Raw genomic sequence first — 20,891 nt, 5'->3', positions numbered from 1 at the left:
TAATGCTGGGGCAACAGACTGCCGCCCTCTCGGTAGCAAATTCTCCATGTCAGAATTGCGATGCTCCGCGTTGCGGGCAAGAACTGCGCTGCGCAAAACACCGCCAGCGGATTGACGCAAAACCGGCGTCGGCGCACACAAATGTTCAGGCGCAAAAGACGCGTTGGAGACGAAGCGACAATGTCATTCAGCCAGCAGCGTGTGCTCCGATCGCCGACCGGCGCCGAGCTCAACCTTTACGTGAAACGCGCCGAGGGCCGCCCGCGCGCGGTCGTCCAGATCAATCACGGACTGGCCGAACATGCGGCGCGCTATGTCCGCTTCGCCACCTTTCTGGGCGAGTGCGGCTTCCATGTCTATGCCCATGACCATCGCGGCCATGGCGCAACCAAGGCGCCAGACGCTCCGCTCGGCACATTCGCCAAAGTGAATGGCGGCGCCAAGGTCATCGCCGATGTCGCCGCCGTGCATGACCTGATCGCCGGCGACCATCCCGGCCTGCCGGTCATCGTCTTCGGCCATTCCATGGGCGGCCTCGTCGCGCTGAATTTCATGCTTCATCATTCGAACCGGCTGCACGCCGCCGCCATCTGGAACGCCAATTTTTCCGCCGGGCTCGCCGGCCGTGCAGCGCAAGGCATCCTGGCCTGGGAAAAATTCCGGCTCGGCTCCGACATGCCGTCGCGCATGCTGCCGAGACTGACCTTCCAGGCCTGGGGCAAAGCCGTCCCCGATCACCGCACGCCGTTCGACTGGCTGTCGCGCGACGCGGCCGAAGTCGACAAATACATCGCCGATCCGCTGTGCGGCTGGGATGCCTCGGTGTCGATGTGGCGCGACCTGTTCGGCTTTGTCTTCGACGGCGCCGACGACACCAAATTTTCCGGCATCCGCAAGACCCTGCCGATCTGCCTGGTCGGCGGCGAAAAGGATCCCGCAACCGGCGGCGGCAAGGCGGTCAGCCATCTCGCTGGGCGCCTGCGCAGGATGGGCTTTTCGAATCTCGTTTCAAAGGTTTACGCCGAGACCCGCCACGAAAGCCTGAACGAGGTGAATCGAAATATCATCATGGACGATTTCGCCGCATGGGCCGACAGCGTGCTCAAACAAGCCTGATCGAGATTGGCACGGTCGGCAATGGCATGATCGGGGGCATGATCGGGTTTGGCCCATTGCAAGAGCCGTGACTTCGGCACGCGGGATTGATACAGGCTGCGTTCCCGATCAATCACGGTGATCCATGACTGAGCCTCCGCTGAAAGGCATCCGCGTAATCGAGCTCGCCCGTATCCTGGCTGGACCGTGGGCGGGGCAGCTGCTTGCCGATCTCGGCGCCGACGTGATCAAGGTCGAGAGCCCGGATGGCGGCGACGACACCCGCAAATGGGGTCCGCCCTTCATCATGAGCCATGACGGCGAAAACCTCTCGGCCGCCTATTACCATTCCTGCAATCGCGGCAAGCGCTCCATCGCCATCGATTTCTCGACGCCCGAGGGCGCCGAGACAGTGCGCCGGTTGGCCGCGACATCGGACGTGCTGATCGAGAACTTCAAGCTCGGCGGACTGAAGAAATACGGGCTCGACTATGACAGCTTGCGCAAAATCAACCCGCGGCTGATCTATTGCTCGATCACCGGCTTCGGCCAGGACGGGCCCTATGCGCCGCGTGCCGGCTACGACTTCATCATCCAGGGCATGGCCGGCATGATGTCGATCACCGGCGAGGCTGGCCGCGAGCCGCAAAAAGCCGGTGTCGCCATTTCAGACATTTTCACCGGCCTCTATTCGGTGATTGCCATCCAGGCCGCACTGCGCCATGCCGAAAAGACCGGCGAAGGCCAGCATATCGACATGGCGCTATACGACAGCCAGATCTCGGCGCTCGGCAACCAGAACCTCAACTATCTGGTCTCGGGAAAATCGCCGGTGCAGATGGGCAATGCGCATATGAACATCGCGCCCTACGAAGTGGTGCCGGTCAAGGACGGCCATATCATCCTGGCCATCGGCAATGACGGCCAGTTCGCCAAATTCTGCGCGGCTGTCGGGTTGGACGAGCTGCCATCGAACCCCGATTTCGCCACCAACCCCGCCCGGGTCGCCAACCGGGCGAAGCTGCGCGAGCGTATAATCGAGGCACTAAAAACCTTCGATCGCGATCCGCTGCTGGCCAAGCTGGAGGCGGCAGGCGTGCCTAGCAGCCCGATCAACACGATCGGCGAGATGTTCGCCGACCCGCAGACCATCGCGCGCGGCATGCGGCTCGACCTCGACGACAGCCATGGCAATCTGTTGCCCTCGGTGCGCGCGCCGATGGTCATGTCGGGCACGCCGCTGGTCTATGAGCGGCCCTCGCCGCGCCTCGGCGAACACACCGAAGAAATCCTTGCCGAACTGGAGAGGTCAGGAAAATGAAGACCGGCGGACAACTGATTGTCGATGCGCTCGAAGCCAACGGAACGGACCGTATCTATTGCGTGCCCGGCGAATCCTACCTTGCGGTGCTCGACGCGCTGCACGACTCGCCGATCCGCACCATCGTCTGCCGCCAGGAAGGCGGCGCCGCGATGATGGCCGACTGCCATGGCCGCCTGACCGGCAAGCCAGGCATCTGCTTCGTCACCCGCGGCCCCGGCGCCACCAACGCCTCGGCCGGCATCCACATCGCCATGCAGGATTCGATTCCCGTCATCCTGTTCATCGGCCAGGTCGCCAGCCACGCCAAGCAGCGCGAGGCTTTTCAAGAGGTCGACTACGTCAGGTTCTTCGGCGACATCGCCAAATGGGTGGTCGAGATCGACGACGCCGCGCGCATTCCCGAATTCGTCACCCGCGCCTTCGCGGTAGCGACGTCCGGCCGTCCCGGGCCGGTCGTCATCTCGCTGCCGGAAGACATGCTGACCAGCCTTGCCGAGGCGCCAGCAGCCCTGCCCCACACGCCGGTCGAAACGCGGCCGGGCGAGGCCGAGCTCGATGCTCTGGAAACGCTGCTCAACAAGGCAAAGCGCCCCTTCGTCATCCTCGGCGGCACGCGCTGGGATGCGGCGGCCGTTGCGCGGATGCGGACGATCGCCGAAGCCTGGTCGCTGCCGGTCGGCTGCTCCTTCCGCCGCCAAATGCTGTTCGATCATCTCCACCCGAACTACGCCGGCGATGTCGGCATCGGCATCAACCCGAAGCTGGCGACCGCCATCAAGCAGGCCGACCTGGTGCTGCTGATCGGCGGCCGCATGGGCGAGATGCCGTCCTCCGACTACACGCTGCTCAAGAGCCCCTACCCCGACCAGTCGCTGGTCCATGTCCATGCCGACGCTGGCGAGCTCGGCCGTGTCTACCGGCCGACGCTGGCGATCAACGCCTCGCCGTCCGCCTTCGTCGAAGCCGTTGCCGGGCGCAAGCCGGCCGCCACGCCGGTCTGGGCGGATGAAACACCGAAGCTGCACGCGGCCTATCTCGACTGGTCGACACCGCCCGAAAGCGGCCCCGGCGCCGTCCAGATGGGGCCGATCATGAACTATCTCGAAAAAATGCTGCCCGACGATGCGATCCTCACCAACGGCGCCGGCAACTACGCCACCTGGGTGCACCGCTTCCACCGTTCCCGGCGCTTTGCCACGCAGGCAGCGCCGACCTCCGGCTCGATGGGCTACGGCACGCCAGCAGCGGTCGCCGCCAAGGAATTGTTCCCCGAGCGCGATGTGATCGCCTTTGCCGGCGACGGCTGCTTCCTGATGAACGGCCAGGAATTCGCCACCGCCGTGCAGTACGATCTGCCGATCATCGTCGTCGTCGTCAACAATGGCATCTACGGCACCATCCGCATGCACCAGGAACGCGAATATCCCGGCCGCGTCGTCGCCACCGACCTGAAGAATCCCGACTTCGCGGCGCTCGCCCGCGCCTATGGCGGCCATGGCGAAACCGTCGAGAAGACGGCCGATTTCGCGCCGGCCTTCGAACGCGCCCGTGCCAGCGGCAAGCCGTCGATCGTCGAGATCAGGCTCGACCCCGAGGCCATCACGCCGACCCGGACAATGACCCAGATAAGGGACAGGTCGTGAGCGCAGAGGCGTAGGCCGAGTTCCTTCGCAGCGCTGTCCCGCAAACTTCGACAGGCTAATGCAGCGATCCCTCGGGCGACGTTGCGCTACATCGTCGCCGCCTTCTCGATCTGCCCGCGGATCTCGCCGTCCTTGTGGGCCGCCGTATGGATGTTGATGTAGTATTTGCCGGCCATCAGGTCGGCAGCCTGCGCGTCGGTCAGGATCGCCGCCCCCTTGAACGGGCTTTTCGGAGCGCCCTTGAACGGGACGACGACGCCGGCATTTTCACCCTTTGCGGCCGGACCGTGAATATGTCCGGCCGTCGCCGGTCCACTGAGACCTGAATACATCACGTTCCAGGTGAGCTGTTTCGTCTCGGTGTTGAAGCCGAGAGTGGCCTCGCCTTTGCCCTCCGTGGTGACGGGTGGATTCTGCTGAGCGCCATCGAGCGTCGCCTTCATCTTCATCATGTCGGCCGAGGCTGGTGAAGCGCACAGGAGGGAAGCCGAAACGGCCAGCGCCGAAAGCATCGGCGAGAAGGATTGCATGCGCATGGAATTCTCCGTTGTGGCGATGACATCCGCTGAAGCAGGATGCACTGGAACAACTGTTGTGGCGAGCGGATGTTTCCACCGGTAACGGCTATTTTACATGCTAAAAAAGGGGGCGGTCGCCCGTCCCCTTTTTTCGAACTGCGGACCCCAGAGGCCCCGGTTGACGGCTTACTTGATGGCCTTGTCGGTGATGGCGGTCGTGTAGGCGCCGGTCGGCTCCTTGGTGATGATCTTCTGGTCGAGCAGCGCCTTGGCGGTGCGCGCGTAGGTCGCCGGGTCGAGCTTGCCGTCGGCATTGTCGATCAGCTTGGCGACTTCGCCCATCATGCGCTTCTGGTGGTTCTCGTCCTGGCCGCCATTGTCCATGACGATGCCGGCCGCCTCGTCGGAATTGTCGACGGCGTATTTCCAGCCTTTCATCGAGGCGCGCACGAAACGCACCATCTTGTCCTCGAAGGCCGGATCCTTGAGCTTGTCCTCCAGGGCGTAGAGACCGTCCTCAAGCAGGTCGTTGCCCATGGCCGAGTAGTTGAACACGATCAACTCTTCCGGCTTGTAGCCGGCATCGATGAGCTGCCAGTATTCGTTGTAGGTCATGACCGAAATACAATCCGCCTGCTTCTGGATCAGCGGCTGCACGTCGAAACTCTGCTTCAGCACGGTGACGCCGTCCGGGCCGCCGTCGGTCTTCAGGCCGAGCTTGTTCATCCAGGCGTAGAACGGATACTCGTTGCCGAAGAACCAGACGCCGAGCGTATGGCCCTTGAAGTCGGCTTCGGTCTTGACCGGGCCGTCCTTCGGGCAGACCAGCTGCATGCCGGCCTTTTTGAACGGCTGGGCGATATTGACCAGCGGCACCCCCTTTTCGCGCGCGGCCAGCGCGCCGCCCATCCAGTCGACGATGACGTCGGCGCCGCCACCGGCGATCACCTGCTCGGGCGCGATATCGGGGCCGCCCGGCTTGATCTCGACGTCGAGACCTTCGGCCTCATAGAAGCCCTTGTCCTTGGCGACATAGTAGCCGGCAAACTGGGCCTGCGTGACCCATTTCAGCTGCAGCGTCACCTTGTCTGCGGCCATCGCCTGAAACGCGGCAAGCGACATCGCGCCGGCCAGCATCGAAACAACAAGTCTTTTCATGCTTTTACCCTCTGGAGTTAAGTGTTCACCCTTTTAGGACCAGGACCTTCAATCCAACCCCTGATTCCAAACCCGCCACCGCCCTATCCACCACGGACGGAGGGATGCCAAAACGTGACTGCTCTCTCGAAAAGAGCGACCACGCCATAAAAGACCGAACCCGCAAGTGCTGCAACTGCGATTTCGGCCCAGACCATGTCGATATTCATCCGTCCGACTTCGGTCGAAATCCGGAACCCCATGCCGACCACGGGCGTGCCGAAGAACTCCGCGACGATGGCGCCGATCAGCGCCAGCGTCGAATTGATCTTCAGCGCGTTGAAGATGAAGGGCGCTGCCGCCGGCAGCCGCAGCTTGAACAGCGTCTGCCAGTAGCTCGACGCATAGGTGCGCATCAGGTCGCGTTCCATATGGCCGGAGGCGGCAAGCCCGGCGACGGTGTTCACCAGCATCGGGAAGAAGGTCATGATGATGACGACGGCGGCCTTCGACTGCCAGTCGAAGCCGAACCACATGACCATGATCGGCGCCACGCCGATGATCGGCAGCGCCGACACCATATTGCCGATCGGCAGCAAGCCGCGGCGCAGGAACGGCACGCGGTCGGCCGCGATGGCGGCGATGAAGCCGGCGCCGCTACCGACGATGTAGCCGAAGATCACCGCCTTGAAGATGGTCTGCCGCACGTCGGCGGCCAGCACCGGCAGCGAATTGGCGATGCGCACGCCGATGGCGCTTGGCGGCGGCAGCAGGATGAAGGGGATGCCGGCGCCGCGCGTTACCGCCTCCCAGATGATCAGGATCCAGGCGCCGAAGATCGCCGGGATGATCAACCTCAAAGCGGTCGCCGCCCAGCGCGAGGCCGGGCGAAGCGCGGACAGCACCGTCACGCAGCGCCAGGCGAGAAGCCATGCCGCGGCAAGCAGCAGATAGAACGACGCGCGAGCGGTGCCTTCGTTGCCGGTTATGCCGGCGAGCAATAGCCACGCCGCGCCATGCGCGCCAAGGAAGAGCAACACCACCCCGATTGCCGGTGGGAAATTATCGGCCTCGATTGCCAGGAGCAGCAACAAAAAAATCAAAGCCGCGGTACCGACACCATAGCCGGGCGCCGCATCGACAAGCGGCCAAAGAAGCAGCGCGCCCGCAAGCAGGACAAGCGCAGCATACCCTTGCCACGAGCGGGGGGTGATCGACGAAAGGCTCAGAAGACCGCTCATGCCGGCCTCCCGCCCATGGCGCGGTCGACGAGGCGCCCGGCTATGCCGACCACCATCACCAAAAGGGCCGCCACCACCGAGCCCGCCACCAGCGCCGACCAGATGTCGATGGTCTGGCTGTAATAGGCGCCAGCAAGCAGCTTGGCGCCGATGCCGGCGACGGCACCGGTCGGCAACTCACCGACGATGGCGCCGACCAGGCTGGCGGCGACCGCCACCTTCATCGAGGTGAACAGGAACGGCACCGATGCCGGCACCCGCAATTTCCAGAAGGTCTGCGAGGCGCTGGCATTGTAGGTGTGCATCAGGTCGAGATGGGTGAGTTCGGGCGAGCGCAGGCCCTTGACCATGCCGACCGCCACCGGGAAGAACGACAGATAGGTCGAGATCAGCGCCTTCGGGATCAGGCCGGTAACGCCGATCGCCGCCAGCACGACGATGATCATCGGCGCCACAGCCAGGATCGGAATGGTCTGCGAGGCGATGATCCACGGCATCAGGCTGCGGTCGAGCGTTGCCACATGGACGATGCCGACGGCAATCAGGATGCCGAGCGCCGTGCCGAAAGCGAAGCCGAGCAGCGTCGAGGACAGCGTCACCCAGGCATTGTAGACAAGGCTGCGATTGCTGGTGACCTTGCGCAGAAAGGTGTTCTCGAAGAAATTAACCGCCACCTGATGCGGCGCCGGCAACGTCGGCTTCGGCTGCGACATCGTCTTGCCGATGAATTCCACAATCCCCGGCGTCTCGCCGGCACGGCGGTCGAGATCGCGCTGGAAAGGCGCGTTGAGGATGACGGCGAAAACATACCAGACGACCACCACGCCTGCGAGGATCGAGGTCACCGGAACGATCTTGTCGCGAAAACTATCCACGTAGCAGTCCTCGCCAGACTGGCACACGCTCCGGGTAACGCGCTTTCGTCATCCTAGGGCGGAGCCGCCGCGAAGCGGCGGGCGTAGACCCTAGGATCCATTCCGTGACCTCGGCCGAAAGGCCCAAGCGGTGCAAAATATCCGCCAGGCAAGCCACGGCAGCCGACGTTCCCGCAAGACAGGGAGCGACGTTCCGCACCGTTGGGGAGCGGGGAGGTAACGGCATGGATCCTAGGGTCTGCGCCGCGTCGCTTCGCTCCTTGCTCCGCCCTAGGATGACGAAGGCACGGGTGACCGCCCCCTCACCCGACCTCCGCTTCGCTCCGGCCACCCTCTCCCCGTCGGGGAGAGGAGGGAGCTCATCCACCTCAATCCTCATAACTATGCCCTGCCCTGAGCCCGTCACGCACCCGCGCCGCGATCGCCAAAAACTCCGGCGTCTCGCGGATGTCGAGCGGCCGCTTTTTCGGCAGCGTCGATTCGATGACGTCGCTGACGCGGCCCGGGCGCGGCGACATGACGATGATCCGCGTCGAAAGGTAGACCGCCTCGGGAATGGAATGGGTGACGAAGCAGATGGTCTTGTTGGTCCGCTCCCAAAGCTCCAGCAGCTGTTCGTTGAGGTGGTCGCGCACGATCTCGTCCAGCGCGCCGAACGGCTCGTCCATCAACAGAAGATCGGCATCGAAGGCCAGCGCCCGCGCGATTGAGGCACGCTGCTGCATGCCGCCGGAAAGCTGCCACGGGTATTTCTGCTCGAAGCCGGACAGGTTGACGAGATCGAGCGTGCGCTTGATGCGCGCCGCCTGCTCTGCCTTCGACAGGCCCATGATCTCCAGCGGCAGCGCCACATTGCGCTCGATCGTGCGCCACGGATAAAGTGCGGCCGCCTGGAAGACATAGCCATAGGCGCGGCTCTGGCGCGCCTGCTCGGGCGTCATGCCGTTGACGGCGATGCTTCCCGATGTCGGTTTTTCCAGATCGGCGATGACCCGCAGCAAGGTCGTCTTGCCGCAGCCGGACGGCCCGATGAAGGAGACGAATTCGCCCTTGCCGATGGTCAGGTCGACATTCGACAGCGCCTGCACCGGACCGTCACTGGTCTGGAAGGTCAGGTCGACCTTGCTTGCCGAAACGACGGCTGGCGACTGTCCCGTCATAGGCCGCAGCCTGGCTTTTCGCGTCGCCGCCGCGCCGGCCGGACTCCCGTTGCTTTTGCCAAAATGCTGCTTTCCACTTATCTTGTCCCACTCGATCGAGAGTTTGCCCGATGTCGTCCAAACCCACCTGCCATCTTATCCGCCCCGAAAGCTCTTATGAAGGCAAGCAGGGACTGAGTTATTTCACCGGCATCGCCACTGAGACGGTCGGCTCTACCGGCATCTGCATGCACCTGCTCACCATGCCGCCCGGTGCCCGCGCCAAGGCGCATATGCACGAAAGCCATGAGACGGCGATCTATGTGCTCTCCGGCGAGGTCCATACCTGGTACGGCGACCGGCTCGAGCAGCAGATCGTGGCCAAGGCCGGCGACCTCTTCTACATTCCCGCCGGCGTGCCGCATCTGCCGGCCAATCTGAGCGACAGTCCGGCCTCGGCGGTCATCGCCCGCACCGATCCCAACGAACAGGAAAGCGTCGTCCTGCTGCCGGAACTGGATGGGCTGGTCGCCTGAGGCCGGCTTCAGTGCAATCGCTTCAGGTTTGCGCTGCCCCTGAGGGGCAGCGCCGACGTCGACAAACCCGCGCAAGCTCACACCCCGGTCGCCGGAATACCTGACCGTTCCACCTTGCGCGGCGCGGAGATTTCCTTCCAGGTCGACAGCGCCCGATTGACCGCGGCATTCGGCTCGCGGCCGACGAACTCGCCATTGCCGGGCTTCGCCTTGACCTCGTTTTCCTGGATCGACAGTTCGCCGCGCGAAAAGACGAAGCGCGGCAGGCCGGTCACCTCAAAACCTTCGAAGACGTTGTAGTCGATCACCGATTGCTGCTTCTTGGCGGTGATCGTCTTTGTGCGCTTCGGGTCCCAGACGACGATGTCGGCGTCGGCGCCTTCGACGATGGCGCCCTTCCTCGGATACATGTTGAGGATTTTGGCGATATTGGTCGAGGTCACCGCGACGAATTCGTTCATCGTCAGCCGGCCGGTGTTGACCCCGGTGGTCCACAGCACCGGCAAGCGGTCCTCGAGCCCGCCGGTGCCGTTCGGGATCTTGGTGAAATCGCCGACACCGTTGCGCTTCTGGCTGGTGGTGAAGGCGCAATGGTCGGTCGCCACCACTTGCAGTGATCCCGCCTGCAGGCCGGCCCACAGCGAATCCTGGTGCAATTTGTTGCGGAACGGCGGGCTCATCACGCGCCGCGCCGCATGGTCCCAGTCCTTGTTGAAATATTCGCTCTCGTCGAGCGTCAGATGCTGGATCAGCGGCTCGCCGAACACCCGCATGCCCTTCTGCCGCGCCCGGCGAATGGCTTCGTGGGCCTGCTCGCAGGAGACATGCACGACATAAAGCGGCACGCCGGCCATGTCGGCGATCATGATGGCGCGGTTGGTCGCCTCGCCTTCCACTTCCGGCGGCCGCGAATAGGCGTGCCCTTCGGGGCCGTTATTGCCGGCGGCCAGCAGCTTCTGCGACAGGGCGGCAACCACGTCGCCATTCTCGGCATGGACCAGCGGCAGCGCGCCAAGATCGGCGCAGCGCTGGAACGACGAATACATCTCGTCGTCATCGACCATCAGCGCGCCCTTGTAGGCCATGAAGTGCTTGAACGAGGTGATGCCCTTGTCGACGACAGTGGCCATCTCGTCGAACACCTGCTTGCCCCACCAGGTGATCGCCATGTGGAAGGAATAGTCGCACGAGGCTTTCGAAGTCTTGTTGTCCCACATCTGCAGGGCCTCGAGCAGCGACTGCTGCGGCGCCGGCAGACAGAAATCGACAACCATCGTGGTGCCGCCGGCAAGCGCGGCGCGGGTGCCGCTCTCGAAATCGTCGGCCGAATAGGTGCCCATGAAAGGCATTTCGAGATGGGTGTGCGGATCGATGCCGCCCGGCATCACGTAGCAGCCGGTGGCGTCGAACTCGTGGTCGCCATGCAGGTCCGGCCCGATGGCGATGATCTTGCCGTGCTTGAACAGCACGTCGGCCTTCCAGCTGCGATCGGCGGTGACGATGGTGCCGTTCTTGATGACTTTGGACATTTTTTTGTTCCCTTGTTTTTCTCGCGCTTCTTGGTGAGCGGCGTTCGGAATCTTGGTTTCTAGCTCACCCCACGATCACCGCTGTCTCCACCACCGCGTGGAACAGCACGTCGGCGCCGGCCGCCGCCCATTCCTTGGTGATTTCCTCGGCCTCGTTGTGCGACAGCCCGTCGACGCAGGGGCACATCACCATTGCCGTCGGCGCGACGCGGTTGATCCAGCAGGCGTCGTGGCCGGCGCCGGAAACGATGTTGCGATGCGTATAACCCAGGCGCTCGGCCGCATCCCGCACAGCCTTGACGCAGCCGGGATCGAAAGTCACCGGGTCGAAATGGCCGACCTGGTCGATTTGATATTGGATGTCGAGCGCTTCGCAGATCGTGTCGATGCCTTCACGGATGCGCCCGTCCATGGCGTCGAGCACTTCCTTTTCCGGCGAGCGGATGTCGATGGTGAACATGGTGCGGCCGGCGATGATGTTGCGCGAGTTCGGATAGACCTCCATGTGGCCGACCGCGCCGACGGCGTCGGGCTGGTAGTCCATGGCGATCTCGTGCACCAGTTCGATCACCCGCGCCATGCCGAGCCCGGCATTGCGGCGCTTCGGCATCGGCGTCGAGCCGGTATGCGCCTCCTTGCCGGTCAGCGTCACCTGCAGCCATTTCAATCCCTGGCCATGGGTGACGACGCCGATGTCGATGCCCTCGTCCTCGAGGATCGGGCCCTGCTCGATATGCAGCTCGAAGAAGGCGTGGATCTTGCGCTCACCGACTTTCTCGCTGCCTTTCCAGCCGATGCGTTCGAGCTCCTCGCCGAATTTCTTGCCGTCCTTGTCGACATGTTCGTACACGTCGGCCTGGTCGAGGACGCCGGCGAAAACCCCGGACGCCATCATCGCCGGCGCAAAGCGCGCGCCTTCCTCGTTCGTCCAGTTGGTGACGACGATCGGATGTTTTGTCTTGATGCCGAGCTCGTTGAGCGAGCGCACGATCTCCAGGCCGCCGAGCACGCCAAGCACGCCGTCATACTTGCCGCCGGTCGGCTGGGTGTCGAGATGGCTGCCGACATAGACCGGCGGCAGATCGGGCTCGGTGCCCTCGCGACGGGCAAACATCGTGCCCATCTCGTCGAGGCCCATTTCAAGTCCCGCCGCCTCGCACCAGCGCTTGAACAGCTGCCGCCCCTCGCCGTCCGCGTCGGTCAACGTCTGGCGATTGTTGCCGCCGGCAACGCCGGGGCCGATCTTCGCCATCTCCATTATCGAATCCCACAAACGGTCGGAATTGATTCGCAGATTCTCGCCCGGAGCGGCCATTTTCTAAAACCTCATCGATTGTGCAGCGTCCCCCAGGGAAAGCTGCGCCGCGTTTCTCAATCCACCGCCCTCAGCACTTCACGCACATGGTCGATCAATTCGTTGATCTGGCCCTTGGTGATGATCAGCGGCGGCGACAGCGCGATGATGTCGCCGGTGGTGCGGATCAGCGCGCCGCGCTCGAACGCTTTCACAAAAGCCGAGAAGGCACGCTTGGTCGGACTGCCGGGGATGGGCGCCAGCTCGATCGCGCCGATCAGGCCGATGTTTCTGATGTCGATGACGTTCGGCTCGCCCTTCAGCGAATGCAGCGCGTCTTCCCAATACGGCGCCAGTTCCTGGCCGCGGGTCAGCAGGCCCTCTTCCTTATAGGTGTCGAGCGTGCCGAGTGCTGCCGCACAGGCGATCGGATTGCCCGAATAGGTGTAGCCGTGGAAGAACTCGATCATATGCTCGGGGCCGGTCATGAAGGCGTCGTGGATTTCCTTCTTGACGAACACCGCGCCCATCGGAATGACGCCGTTGGAGACGCCCTTGGCGGTGGTCATGATGTCGGGCGTGACGCCGAAATAGTCGGCGGCAAACGGCGTGCCGAGACGGCCGAAACCGGTGATGACCTCGTCGAAGATCAGCAGGATGCCGTGCTTGGTGCAAATCTCGCGCAGCCTCTCAAGATAGCCCTTCGGCGGCAGGATGACGCCGGTGGAACCCGCCACCGGCTCGACGATGACGGCCGCGATGGTCGAGGCGTCGTGCAGCGCGACGATGCGCTCCAACTCGTTGGCCAATTCCGCGCCATGCTCGGGCACGCCCTTGGTGAACGAATTCTTCTCGGGCAGGTGGGTGTGCGGCATGTGGTCGACGCCGCCGAGCAGCGTGCCGAACATCTTGCGATTGGTGACGATGCCGCCGACCGAGATGCCGCCGAAATTGACGCCGTGATAGCCGCGCTCGCGGCCGATCAGGCGGGTGCGCGAGCCCTCGCCTTTGGCGCGGTGATAGGCGATCGCCATCTTCAGCGCGGTCTCGACCGATTCCGATCCGGAATTGGTGAAGAACACGTGGTCCATGCCCTCCGGCGCCAGGTCGACCAAACGGTTCGCCAATTCGAAGACGATCGGGTGACCCATCTGGAATGCCGGCGCATAGTCGAGCTCTGCGGCCTGGCTCTGGATCGCCTCGGTGATCTTCGGCCGGCAGTGGCCGGCATTGACGCACCACAGGCCGGCGGTGCCGTCTAAAACCTTGCGCCCGTCGCTCGTCGTGTAATGCATGTCCTTGGCGGACACCATCATGCGCGGCGCCTGCTTGAACTGCCGGTTTGCCGTGAACGGCATCCAGAATGCGCTGAGATCGTTCGGCGTGACTTTCAGCCGGTTGGACATGACCAAGACTTCCCCTTGTAACCTGTTTCGGTGCGGCTAACGCTTGGTCTTCCCGACACTTGGTCTCTGCTGCGTTTTCGTGCTACGCAAATTTTGACCGATTGGACAAACGTTAGCACCGCCCTGTCGGCGGTCAAGGGATTACTAGCGGAAATGCGGCAGCTGAGGCGCGCTCCACAGGCCGGAGAAAAACTGGTCCAGAGAATTGGTCCAGATCGCTCTCCAACCCATGGTATGCCGCGGTGACGGCCGACATGGAAATTCCGGCCCCTCGCCGTACCCGCATCCAGCAGGAAAAGCGCGAGCTGATCCTGGAGGCGGCGCTCGAGGTGTTCGCAACCAACGGCTTTCGCGGCTCGACCATCGACCAGATCGCCGAAGCAGCCGGCATGTCGAAGCCGAACCTGCTCTACTATTTCCGCCGCAAGGAGGATATCCACGAGACGCTGATGCAGCGGCTTCTGGATACCTGGCTGGCGCCGCTGCGCGAACTCGACGACGTCGGCGACCCGCTGACCGAATTGCGCAGCTATATCAGGCGCAAGCTCGAAATGGCGCGCGATTTCCCCAGGGAAAGCCGCCTGTTCGCCAACGAGATCCTGCAGGGCGCGCCGCGCATCATGCCGATGCTGGAAGGCGAGCTGAAGACGCTGGTCGACGAGAAGGCCGCCGTCATCAAGGGCTGGATGCGCGCCGGCAAGATCGCGCCCACCGACCCCTGGCACCTGATCTTCTCGATCTGGGCGACGACGCAGCACTATGCCGATTTCGACGTTCAGGTCCGCGCCGTGCTCGGCCCCGACCGCGGCGGCGACGGCCGCTTCGAGGATGCCGCAAGGTTTCTCGAACAATTGTTCATCGACGGGCTGAAGCCGAAGAGCTGACCTCGATAGTCCAGTGCGCTGCGCCGCTCGGCCGGAAGCGCCAGGTACTGACCTGCGACGGCGGTCTGCGATTTGCAGCGTAAGTAGCGCACGGTCGCAGACGAAGGCTCAATCGGACGTCAGACCGGGCCAGAAGGCCAGGGTCATCAGCGCGGTGATAATCGCATACCAAAACACCGTGTGGGCCATCTTCATGAGCGGCCGCCCGACCTCTCGAGCCCGGTTCGGATGCAGCGGATCGTATATCACCTCGACCTCAACCCCGACCGAACCGGTCGCGTCATTGACCGGCAGGTTCGAGTCGAAACGCCGGACCTTGCCGAGACGATCGACGAATTCGATGATCGGAGTGCTTGGCCCGTCGTCCGACATGTCAATCTTTACCACCTTCCCGGTCGCGTAGGCGCGACGGCGCCGAAGCACCAGATCGCCATAGGTGTGGGGAACGACAAGCACCAGGAAAAAGAGACCGCAGACGAAGCACCAGAGTTGGATATCGCTCGGAAAATAGCCGAATGTTTCGGCAAGCGCCCGAAGCGGCGAGAGCGCGAGGTGAAGGGCCTGCGAAACGCTTTCCCAGAAGCTATTCCAGCTTTGCTCCATAAACGCTCCGACAAGCGAAACTGAGCCAATCATACGAGGCAATCGCAACGGAGCGATTAATGCGCAGGCGACGATTCATACCAAATCGGCTGCGCGGTACCCCTTAAAGCGCCTGGCCCATCAGCACCAGAATTCCTCCGGTCAACGCCACGTTGCCGACAAAGCCGTTGATGCGGGACGCGCGCTCTGGCCCTTGATGATCCCAGAAATTGTGGAACATCGGCGTGGCGACAATTAGGAACAGCACAAGGCACAGAGCGGCGGCGGCGGTCCAGACACCTGATATCACCAGGGCTCCGGAAACGATTTGCAGGACGATCCCCAGCCACAGCATCAGCCGCGCCTGCGGCACGCCTCGCGTCGTCATCAGTTGGGTCAGGAAGCCTGCATTCTGGATGTTGCGCAGGCCGGCAAAGACAAAGGCGCCGCCAAGCAGCAGGCGTGCGGCAACCAGAATCTCATTCTCAAAATTCGACAACATGGTCTTGATCCCAAAGCAAAAAGAGACGCGCGGTGTAAAGCCCGCGCATCCAGTTTCGTTCGCTCAGGCAGCCTTGGCCGCCGCTACTGGATGAATGGCGTGGAAGGACACGCAGAGCCGGTTCCAGGTGTTGATCATGCCGATCGCGACGGACAGCTTGACCAGTTCCTCTTCCGAGAAGTGTTCAAGCGTTTTTGCGTAGAGATCGTCCGGCACGCCGCTGTCGGCGATCTTCGTCACCACGTCGGTCCAGGCGAAGGCGGCGCGTTCGCGCTCGGAAAACAGCGGCGATTCCTTCCAGGCGGAGACGAGATAGAGCCGCTGTTCGGTCTCGCCGTCACGGCGCGCCTCGCGGCTGTGCATCTCGACGCAATAGGAACAGCCGTTGATCTGGGACGCCCGCAATTTGATCAGGTGCAGCAGGCTTTTCTCGAGCCCGCATTCGTCGACCGCCTTGTTGAGCGCCGACACCGCTTTCATGATTTCCGGCGCCGCGCCGAAGAATTGCAGCCTCTGTTTCATTCTCTTTCCCTTCACGCTTGCTTGGTTGAACTCGATTTCTGCGGTCGTTGATGGCGTTCGACGAAGGCGCAGTTGGCGGCGAGTGAACGGGGATCGGAGTCGCTCATATAGTCCGCCACGATGTCGGACAGCCGGGCCTCGGCGAGTGCCGCGCGATAGGCGCGCTCGGCCTTCAGCATCGCGACGCTGATGCCGCAGGGTTTGACGTAGACCGAGGCATCGAGCCTGGCCGGCCCGCGCTGACGGATTTCGCCGCAGCGGAAGGCCGGTTCGCGTCCTTCTACGGCGAGGACAATGTCGAGCAGCGTTATGCGCCCCGCCGGCCGCGCCAGCCGGTAACCGCCCGACGGCCCGGGCACCGATTCCAGGATGCCCGACGCCGTCAGCGCGTTGAGATGCTTGAGCAGATAGCTTGGCGACAGGCCGAACGCTTCCGCCATGGCCGCACCCGGCATGGTCGCCGCGCCTTCCACGCCGGCAAGCATGGCGGCGCAGTGCATGGCCGCTTCGACGCCCTCGCCCAGCTTCATCGTGCTGATCTCCTATTCATGGATACATTTTATCGTGGATAATTTTTATCCGCAATAGGCCTCCGGTTCCTTTCAAAGGGTTGCGCTGCCCCTCATTGCCCTGCCGGGCATTTCTCCCCGTATAGTGACGGGGAGAAAGACGCTATCACCAAAGATTTTCGCCAATTGTCGGCGTCGCAGAAAGGGCGGCGAGGTTGCGGCAATTCTCCCTTCTCCCCGTCACTATACGGGGAGAAGGTGCCGGCAGGCGGATGAGGGGCAGCGCCAACCTCGACAATTAAACCGGACGAAACCGATCTGGTGCTTCGACCGGGGAGAAACTTACTCCGCGGCCACCTTGGCCATCGGGTTGTTCGGATGCGTTGTCCAGTTGGCGTAGACCGGCGACACCGGTCTGCCGGTGCGCTGGTCCATCACGCCGGCCGCCAGCGGCTCCATGGTGATGCAGTTCTCGACAGGGCAGACATTGACGCAGAGGTTGCAGCCGACGCATTCGGCCTCGATCACCTCGAAATGCCTCTTGCCGTCAACCATGCTGGTGATCGCCTGGTGCGAGGTGTCCTCACAGGCGATATGGCAGCGGCCGCATTTGATGCAGGCCTCCTGGTCGATATGCGCCTTGGCGACGTAATTGAGGTTGAGATATTGCCAGTCGGTGACATTGGGCGTGGCGCGGCCGACGATGTCGGCGAGCGAGGCATGGCCCTTCTCGTCCATCCAGTTTTCCAGGCCGGCGATCATCTCCTGCACGATCTTGAAGCCATAGGTCATCGCCGCCGTGCACACCTGCACATTGCCGGCGCCGAGCGCCATGAATTCGGCAGCGTCGCGCCAGGTGGTGATGCCGCCGATACCGGAGATCGGCAGACCATGCGTTTCCGGATCGCGGGCGATTTCGGCCACCATGTTCATGGCGATCGGCTTCACCGCCGGGCCGCAATAGCCGCCATGCGAACCCTTGCCGTCGATCGTCGGCTCCGGTGCGAAACTATCGAGATTGACGCCGGTGATCGAATTGATGGTGTTGATCAGCGACACCGCGTCGGTGCCGCCGGCAAGGGCGGCACGCGCCGGCTTGCGTATGTCGGTGATGTTCGGCGTCAGCTTGGTGATGACAGGCATGCGGGTGTTGGCCTTGCACCAGCGCACCACCATTTCGATGTATTCCGGCACCTGGCCGACGGCGGCACCCATGCCGCGTTCCGACATGCCGTGCGGGCAGCCGAAATTGAGCTCGATGCCGTCGGCCCCGGTCTCCTCGACCACCGGCAGGATCGCCTTCCAGGCATGCTCCTCGCAAGGCACCATCAGCGAGACGACGATGGCGCGGTCGGGCCAGTCCATCTTGACCTGCTTGATCTCGCGCAGATTGACCTGCAGGTCGCGGTCGGTGATCAGCTCGATGTTGTTCAAGCCGAGCAGGCGGCGGTCGGCGCCCCAGATCGCGCCATAGCGCGGGCCGTTGACATTGACCACCGGCGGCCCCTCTTCGCCCAACGTCTTCCAGACAACGCCGCCCCAGCCCGCCCTGAAGGCGCGGATGACATTGTAGGCCTTGTCGGTCGGCGGCGCCGAGGCCAGCCAGAACGGATTCGGCGATTTGATGCCGACGAAATTGTTGCGTATGTCTGCCATGCTCATGCCCTCCCGTTCGAGGTCAGTGCCCGGTGGATCGATTCGGCCGCGTCGCGCCCCTGCGCGACGGCCGAGACTGTGAGGTCGTCGCCGCCATAGATGCAGTCGCCGCCGGCCCAGACGTTTGGCAGCGAGGTGCGGCCTTCGGCATCGACCTTGATGCGGCCGGCTTCCAGCGCCAGCAAGGCGCCGCTGCCGTTCAGCGCAGCCGGGACAAAGCTCTGGCCGATCGCCTTGAACACCTGGTCGGCGGTGAGCGTCAGCCGCTCGCCGGTGCCGACGAGTTTTTCGCCATCCATCGCCGTATACTCGAGCTCGATGCCCGACACCTTGCCACCTTCGGCAATGACCCGCTTCGGCTGCAGCCAGTGGCGGATGGTGACGCCGTTGGCGGCCGCCAAATCCTGCTCGAATTCGGAAGCGTTCATGTGCTCCTGGCCGCGCCGGTAGCAGATCGTCACCTCTTCGGCGCCGAGCAGTTTTGATTGCACCGCCGCGTCGATCGCCGTCATGCCGCCGCCGATGACGACGACGCGCCGGCCGACCGGCAGGCTGGCAAGATCGCTGGCCTGGCGAAGCTCGGCAATGAACTCCACCGCATTGGTGACGCCTTGCGCATCCTCGCCGTCGGCACGCAGCGCATTGACGCCGCCAAGCCCCATGCCGAGGAACACCGCATCGTAATTCCTGGTCAGGTCCGACAACTGGTAATCGCGGCCAAGCGCCTTGCCGTTTTGGATGTCGATGCCGCCGATCGAAATGATATAATCGACCTCGGCCTGGGCAAAATTGTCGATGCTCTTGTAGGCGGCGATGCCGTATTCATTGAGACCGCCGGCTTTCGGGCGGGCTTCGAGAATGGTCACATCATGTCCATGGCGGGCAAGCCGATGCGCGGCGGCAAGACCGGCCGGCCCGGCGCCAACCACGGCCACTGTCTTGCCGGTCGGGGCGGCGCGCGGGTAAAACTGCTTATTCTCAACCATCGCGGCATCGGTGGCGTAGCGCTGCAGGCGGCCGATCTGCACCGGCTTGCCTTCCGCTACTTCGCGCACGCAGACCTCTTCGCACAGCGTCTCGGTCGGGCAGACGCGGGCGCACATGCCGCCCAAAATGTTCTGGTCGAAAATCGTCCTGGCCGAGCCGATCGGATTGCCGGTCGAGATCTGGCGGATGAACAGCGGGATGTCGATCGAGGTCGGGCATGCGTTCATGCACGGCGCATCGTAGCAGAAATAGCAGCGATCGGACTCGACCAGCGCCTCGTGATGATCGAGCGGCGGATGCAGGTCGGAAAAATTATCCGCATATTGCTCGGGCGAAAGCCGGCCGCCGGCAATGCCCTGCTTGAAATGACCAGTCGCCATTCCGCTTCCCCATTCCTTGTTGTTTTGCGGAAGGCTAGCACGTTTTGTTTTTTTATCAATTGGTCAATTTTCAGCCAAGTTGCTGAAAAGGCTGATAAAACATGATAACCATACTCATGTTTTTGGAGATCCGCGCGCGATCACTTGGCGCGCATCTCTATGGTCTTTTCGCTTGGCTGTCGGAATTCCGTCGCGAAGATCGTCCTAGATGGATCACGCATGATCGATGACTTGAAACCCAAGGAGCACGACAATGCCAAACTCCCCGATGTCCTTCTTCTGGTACGAGCTGATGACCACCGATCTCGACGCTGCCGAAGCGTTCTACACCGACGTGGTCGGCTGGAATGCGCAGCCCTTCGACGGCGCGCCCGGCATGCCGCGCTATATCGTCATGAATGTCGGCGAGCACGGCGTCGGCGGGCTGATGACGCAGCCGGACGAAGTGCGCCAGACGGGCATGCCGCCGGCCTGGGTCGGTTACATCCACACCAGGGATGTCGATGCTTCGACGAAATCGCTGAAGGAGGCCGGCGGTGCGGTTCACCGCGAACCCGATGACATTCCGGGCGTCGGACGCTTTGCCGTCGTCGCCGACCCGCAAGGCGCGGTCTTCAACTTCCTGCAGCCGATTGGCGCCGACCAGCCGCCGGTGCCGGCTACGACTCCCGGCCATATCGGCTGGCATGAACTTTACGCGACCGACTGGCGCGCCGCGTTCGATTTCTATGCCGGGCAATTCGGCTGGACCAAGGGCGACGCCATGGATATGGGGCCGATGGGCACCTACCAGCTGTTTGCCGCGGGCGGCGAACCTATTGGCGGCATGATGAACAAGCCCGAGCAGGTTCCGGTGCCGGTCTGGCAGTTCTATTTCAATGTTCCCGCAATCGACGCGGCGGCCAAGCGTGTGACCGACAATGGCGGCAACATCCTGATGGAACCGATGGAGGTCCCCGGCGGCGGCTGGATCGTGATGTGCACGGATCCGCAGAGTGCTCATTTCGCGTTAACGGCGCCGGTGCGGTAGCCGGGCCTGGGGTCACACGGGGCGCGCTATGTCACGGTCGGCGATCCTTCGCGCCCCCCTCTGTCCTGCCGGACATCTCCCCCACTTGGGCGGAGATTGGCC

Annotated in this window: 20 protein-coding genes; 6 read left to right on the top strand and 14 right to left on the bottom strand. The window is 63.2% G+C overall.

Annotation, left to right across the window (positions count from 1 at the left end; translation table 11 throughout):
* The first annotated feature begins 180 nt into the window (after window positions 1-180).
* The 3 genes from BQ8794_RS30910 (at window position 181) to BQ8794_RS30900 (ending at window position 4,062) form a co-directional block, all read left to right on the top strand.
* A complete protein-coding gene (locus tag BQ8794_RS30910) occupies window positions 181-1,116 on the top strand; it encodes an alpha/beta fold hydrolase (RefSeq protein ID WP_077383523.1) in 936 nt (311 codons plus the stop codon).
* A 124-nt stretch (window positions 1,117-1,240) separates the two neighbouring features.
* Window positions 1,241-2,416 (top strand): CaiB/BaiF CoA transferase family protein, encoded by a 1,176-nt coding sequence (locus tag BQ8794_RS30905; RefSeq protein ID WP_077383077.1) that lies wholly within the window; start codon window positions 1,241-1,243, stop codon window positions 2,414-2,416.
* Window positions 2,413-4,062 carry a thiamine pyrophosphate-binding protein gene (locus BQ8794_RS30900; RefSeq protein WP_077383074.1) on the top strand — a complete coding sequence of 550 codons (1,650 nt, stop codon included), beginning with the start codon at window positions 2,413-2,415 and terminating at the stop codon, window positions 4,060-4,062. The genes BQ8794_RS30905 and BQ8794_RS30900 overlap by 4 nt, the downstream gene beginning before the upstream one ends.
* Window positions 4,063-4,148: 86 nt before the next feature.
* On the opposite strand, the gene BQ8794_RS30895 is transcribed toward BQ8794_RS30900, so the two are convergent.
* The 5 genes from BQ8794_RS30895 to BQ8794_RS30870 form a co-directional block, all read right to left on the bottom strand.
* Window positions 4,149-4,598: a CHRD domain-containing protein gene (locus tag BQ8794_RS30895; protein ID WP_077383069.1), complete on the bottom strand. Its 450-nt coding sequence runs from the start codon at window positions 4,596-4,598 to the stop codon at window positions 4,149-4,151.
* 168 nt (window positions 4,599-4,766) lie between these two features.
* Window positions 4,767-5,738 (bottom strand): ABC transporter substrate-binding protein, encoded by a 972-nt coding sequence (locus tag BQ8794_RS30890; RefSeq protein ID WP_023798699.1) that lies wholly within the window; start codon window positions 5,736-5,738, stop codon window positions 4,767-4,769.
* 83 nt (window positions 5,739-5,821) lie between these two features.
* Window positions 5,822-6,958: an ABC transporter permease gene (locus BQ8794_RS30885; protein ID WP_077383066.1), complete on the bottom strand. Its 1,137-nt coding sequence runs from the start codon at window positions 6,956-6,958 to the stop codon at window positions 5,822-5,824.
* Window positions 6,955-7,833 (bottom strand): ABC transporter permease, encoded by an 879-nt coding sequence (locus BQ8794_RS30880; protein WP_077383521.1) that lies wholly within the window; start codon window positions 7,831-7,833, stop codon window positions 6,955-6,957. Before BQ8794_RS30880 ends, BQ8794_RS30885 begins: the two co-directional genes overlap by 4 nt.
* A gap of 368 nt (window positions 7,834-8,201) precedes the next feature.
* Window positions 8,202-8,993, bottom strand: a complete 792-nt coding sequence (locus BQ8794_RS30870) for an ABC transporter ATP-binding protein (RefSeq protein ID WP_077383063.1) — start codon at window positions 8,991-8,993, stop codon at window positions 8,202-8,204.
* 110 nt (window positions 8,994-9,103) lie between these two features.
* Here BQ8794_RS30870 and BQ8794_RS30865 point away from each other — a divergent pair, with 110 nt between their 5' ends.
* Window positions 9,104-9,508 (top strand): cupin domain-containing protein, encoded by a 405-nt coding sequence (locus tag BQ8794_RS30865; RefSeq protein ID WP_077383060.1) that lies wholly within the window; start codon window positions 9,104-9,106, stop codon window positions 9,506-9,508.
* Window positions 9,509-9,585: 77 nt separating this feature from the next.
* Here the strand turns inward: BQ8794_RS30865 and hydA are convergent, their stop codons facing one another.
* The 3 genes from hydA to aptA all read right to left on the bottom strand — a co-directional run bounded on the left by hydA (window position 9,586) and on the right by aptA (window position 13,737).
* Window positions 9,586-11,037 carry a dihydropyrimidinase gene (gene hydA, locus BQ8794_RS30860; protein WP_077383057.1) on the bottom strand — a complete coding sequence of 484 codons (1,452 nt, stop codon included), beginning with the start codon at window positions 11,035-11,037 and terminating at the stop codon, window positions 9,586-9,588.
* Between the two features lie 64 nt (window positions 11,038-11,101).
* Window positions 11,102-12,352, bottom strand: a complete 1,251-nt coding sequence (locus tag BQ8794_RS30855; protein ID WP_023798692.1) for a Zn-dependent hydrolase — start codon at window positions 12,350-12,352, stop codon at window positions 11,102-11,104.
* Window positions 12,353-12,408: 56 nt separating this feature from the next.
* Window positions 12,409-13,737 (bottom strand): omega-aminotransferase AptA, encoded by a 1,329-nt coding sequence (aptA, locus tag BQ8794_RS30850; RefSeq protein WP_077383054.1) that lies wholly within the window; start codon window positions 13,735-13,737, stop codon window positions 12,409-12,411.
* Between the two features lie 254 nt (window positions 13,738-13,991).
* On the opposite strand from aptA, the gene BQ8794_RS30845 reads away from it, so the two are divergent.
* Entirely contained in the window at window positions 13,992-14,621 is a 630-nt protein-coding gene (locus tag BQ8794_RS30845) for a TetR family transcriptional regulator C-terminal domain-containing protein (RefSeq protein WP_077383519.1), read from the top strand.
* A gap of 108 nt (window positions 14,622-14,729) precedes the next feature.
* Here the strand turns inward: BQ8794_RS30845 and BQ8794_RS30840 are convergent, their stop codons facing one another.
* From BQ8794_RS30840 to BQ8794_RS30815, 6 genes are all read right to left on the bottom strand, one after another.
* Window positions 14,730-15,224: a DUF3592 domain-containing protein gene (locus BQ8794_RS30840; protein WP_077383050.1), complete on the bottom strand. Its 495-nt coding sequence runs from the start codon at window positions 15,222-15,224 to the stop codon at window positions 14,730-14,732.
* Window positions 15,225-15,327: 103 nt separating this feature from the next.
* Window positions 15,328-15,705 carry a DoxX family protein gene (locus BQ8794_RS30835; protein WP_077383047.1) on the bottom strand — a complete coding sequence of 126 codons (378 nt, stop codon included), beginning with the start codon at window positions 15,703-15,705 and terminating at the stop codon, window positions 15,328-15,330.
* Between the two features lie 63 nt (window positions 15,706-15,768).
* The gene (locus BQ8794_RS30830; protein WP_077383044.1) at window positions 15,769-16,227 is read right to left on the bottom strand and encodes a carboxymuconolactone decarboxylase family protein; all 459 of its coding nucleotides are present in this window, start codon (window positions 16,225-16,227) and stop codon (window positions 15,769-15,771) included.
* 11 nt (window positions 16,228-16,238) lie between these two features.
* Complete coding sequence (locus BQ8794_RS30825; protein ID WP_077383041.1) at window positions 16,239-16,757, bottom strand: RrF2 family transcriptional regulator; 519 nt, start codon at window positions 16,755-16,757, stop codon at window positions 16,239-16,241.
* Between the two features lie 321 nt (window positions 16,758-17,078).
* The gene (gene preA / locus BQ8794_RS30820; RefSeq protein WP_077383516.1) at window positions 17,079-18,392 is read right to left on the bottom strand and encodes an NAD-dependent dihydropyrimidine dehydrogenase subunit PreA; all 1,314 of its coding nucleotides are present in this window, start codon (window positions 18,390-18,392) and stop codon (window positions 17,079-17,081) included.
* A 2-nt stretch (window positions 18,393-18,394) separates the two neighbouring features.
* Window positions 18,395-19,759, bottom strand: a complete 1,365-nt coding sequence (locus BQ8794_RS30815; RefSeq protein ID WP_077383038.1) for an NAD(P)-dependent oxidoreductase — start codon at window positions 19,757-19,759, stop codon at window positions 18,395-18,397.
* Between the two features lie 253 nt (window positions 19,760-20,012).
* Between BQ8794_RS30815 and BQ8794_RS30810 the strand changes: the two genes are divergently transcribed.
* Complete coding sequence (locus BQ8794_RS30810) at window positions 20,013-20,789, top strand: VOC family protein (RefSeq protein ID WP_077383036.1); 777 nt, start codon at window positions 20,013-20,015, stop codon at window positions 20,787-20,789.
* Window positions 20,790-20,891: the final 102 nt, after the last annotated feature.

Source organism: Mesorhizobium prunaredense (assembly GCF_900156895.1).
GTDB lineage: Bacteria > Pseudomonadota > Alphaproteobacteria > Rhizobiales > Rhizobiaceae > Mesorhizobium > Mesorhizobium prunaredense.
Note: the sequence above shows the minus strand (reverse complement) of the source record. Positions and strands in the feature narration are given on the sequence as shown.